Source organism: Bacteroidota bacterium, from assembly GCA_030706565.1.
Classification (GTDB): Bacteria; Bacteroidota; Bacteroidia; order Bacteroidales; family JAUZOH01; genus JAUZOH01.
This window is the reverse complement of sequence record JAUZOH010000482.1, coordinates 1-2,664: the sequence shown is the minus strand read 5'-3', so window position 1 is coordinate 2,664 and position 2,664 is coordinate 1. Positions and strand designations below refer to the sequence as shown.

3 protein-coding genes are annotated in these 2,664 nt (G+C 38.9%); all 3 read left to right on the top strand.

Going from position 1 to position 2,664, the window contains the following annotated elements; translation table 11 throughout:
* Nucleotides 1-321 (top strand): hypothetical protein (locus tag Q8907_15820; protein MDP4275737.1); only part of this gene is annotated, 321 nt, incomplete at its 5' end.
* A 17-nt stretch (nt 322-338) separates the two neighbouring features.
* A complete protein-coding gene (locus tag Q8907_15815) occupies nt 339-1,325 on the top strand; it encodes a VWA domain-containing protein (protein MDP4275736.1) in 987 nt (328 codons plus the stop codon).
* A 41-nt stretch (nt 1,326-1,366) separates the two neighbouring features.
* Nucleotides 1,367-2,407, top strand: a complete 1,041-nt coding sequence (locus tag Q8907_15810) for a VWA domain-containing protein (protein ID MDP4275735.1) — start codon at nt 1,367-1,369, stop codon at nt 2,405-2,407.
* Nucleotides 2,408-2,664 lie beyond the last annotated feature (257 nt).

The window sequence follows — 2,664 nt, the reverse complement described above, 5'->3', positions numbered from 1 at the left end:
CATACGATTATCACGGAAATCATCAGGATATATGTGAACCGGATGTTTCATGTTAAAACTTTGGAACAGACCAGTGAAGAGATTTTACAGTCGCTTAAAAATTCAGGGTTTGAAGATGAGGTTTCTTTCAATCTGTTGAAACAGATATTTACATTGGCCGATTTGGTTAAGTTTGCGAAGGAGAACCCTTTGCCGGAAGAAAATGAACTTAGTCTTTCCAATGCCCTTCTGTTTGTAAAAAATACCCAACCTTTTACAGATGAACAGGATAAGTCGCGAAAAGCCGAAACATCACCTGACATAAAAGATTTAAAAAACTAAATTGATCCATGCATTCTATAACATTTGCTAATCCGGAATATTTTTGGTTGTTGCTGTTGATCATACCGATGATTGTTTGGTATGTAAAAAAACGGCAAAATACTATACCTACACTTCAGCTGTCCAGTACCCAAGGATTATCCAAGGCGAATAAAAGCATAAAATACAGATTGAGGCATTTACCTTTTATTTTAAGGGTAGCAGTCCTGATATTGCTGATTATTGCCGTTGCCCGTCCTCAATCTTCCAACCGTTGGAAGGATGTTTCCTCCGAGGGTATTGATATTGTGCTGTCTATGGATATTTCCAGCAGTATGTTGGCTGAAGATTTTTCTCCCAACAGGATTGAGGCTGCCAAAAATGTTGCCACAGATTTTATTTCAGGCCGCGAAAGCGACCGGATCGGTTTAGTCGTTTTCAGTGCCGAAAGTTTTACTCAATGCCCGTTGACTACCGACCACGGGGTATTGATCAATATGTTGAAAAGCACCAAAAGCGGGATGCTTGAGGACGGAACGGCAATAGGTGACGGACTTGCCACTGCAGTCAACCGTTTGAAAGAAAGTACAGCAAAAAGTAAAGTGATCATCCTGCTTACAGATGGGGTAAACAATACCGGGACTGTTGCCCCGCTTACTGCAGCTGAAATTGCCCGGATGTTCCATATCAGGGTTTATACCATAGGCGTGGGAACCAGAGGAAATGCTCCTTATCCTGTCCCTGCCCCTGATGGCAGCGTCCAGATGCAGAATATGCCTGTTGAAATTGATGAACAACTGCTGAGTCAAATCTCTCAAATGACTGACGGGAAATATTTCAGGGCTACCAATAACCGTAAGCTGAAGGAAATTTATCAGTCTATTGATAAACTTGAGAAATCTAAAATTGATGTTAAGGAATTAAACAAAAAGTATGACGAATATATGTGGTTCGCTATTTTGGCCGGCATATTGCTGCTTTCTGAAATTGTATTAAGGGAAACTACTTTCCGGAGTATCCCTTAATTGTTGATATACGTTGAATTTACATTAAAATAAACAGATATATGTTTCGTTTTGCAAACAGTTTTGTTTTGTACTTCTTATTTCTGCTTCCTGTTTTGTTTCTGATGTATTTATTTTTGCGCAGGGAAAAGAAGAAGGATTTAGAGAAATTTGGTGATCTGCCGGTGATTTCAAATCTGATGCCGATGGTTTCGCCACAAAGACCAGTGATTAAGTTTGTATTGCTTTTAGTTGCCTTTATGGCTCTTATTTTTGCAATTGCAAGGCCACAGTTCGGTACCAAAGTTGAAAAAGTAAAACGGAAAGGAGTTCAGATCATTATCGCCCTGGATGTCTCAAACAGTATGATGGCACAGGATATCCAGCCCAGCCGCTTGGAAAGGGCAAAAGAATCTATTTCAAAGCTGGTCGACAGGTTTGAAAATGATCAGATCGGACTGATCGTTTTTGCCGGGGATGCTTATATTCAGCTGCCTATCACAACCGATTACGTGTCGGCCAAGATGTTCCTTTCCACCATCAATACGAAAATGGTCCCCCGTCAGGGAACTGCTATCGGAGCTGCTATTGACCTGGCTTCCCATTCTTTTAATCCCAATGAAGAATTGAAAAAATCCATTATTGTGATTACAGATGGGGAAAATCATGAGGATGATGCGGTAAGTGCTGCCAAAAAAGCTGCCGGCGATGGGATTATTGTCCATACCATTGGAATCGGCAGCCCCCAGGGTTCTCCCATCCCTCTTGGAGATGATAATTCTAAAAATTATTTGAAGGATAAGGACGGCAATGTGGTCATTACTAAACTTGATGAAAATACCCTTCAACAAATTGCTGCAGCCGGAAATGGTTCATATATCAGGGCTTCAAATACCGACATGGGGTTGAACACTATTTTTGACCAGATCAACCGGATGCAAAAGAAACAGCTGGAAGGGAATATTTATTCGGATTATAATGAACAATATCAATCTGTTTTGTTGATGGTGATGTTGTTCCTGTTTGTTGAATTTTTTGTCCTGGAAAGGAAAAATAAACAATTTAGTAAATTTGACCTGTTTAGGGTAAGAAAATATAAATAATCCGATTGAAGGGTTGAAGGTTTGAAGGTTTGAGAGTTCAAAGGTTTAAAGGTTCAAAGGTTTGAGAGTTTAAAGGTTCAAAAGTTTAAAAATTTATTGAGCCATCTTGAGCAATCTCAAACCATTTCAAACAACCTTAAACAACTTCAAACATTTTATAATAGTTTAATTGTTCAAATGTTGATTATAATGTTAGAATTGACTATGAAGGGTAAATTTAAAATAGTATTTTTAATTCTTACTTTTTCGCTGTTTTG

Coding starts and splice junctions, on each gene's coding strand:
- Q8907_15810 (MDP4275735.1), top strand. CDS start 1,367: ATGTTTCGTTTTGCAAACAGTTTTGTTTTGTACTTCTTATTTCTGCTT.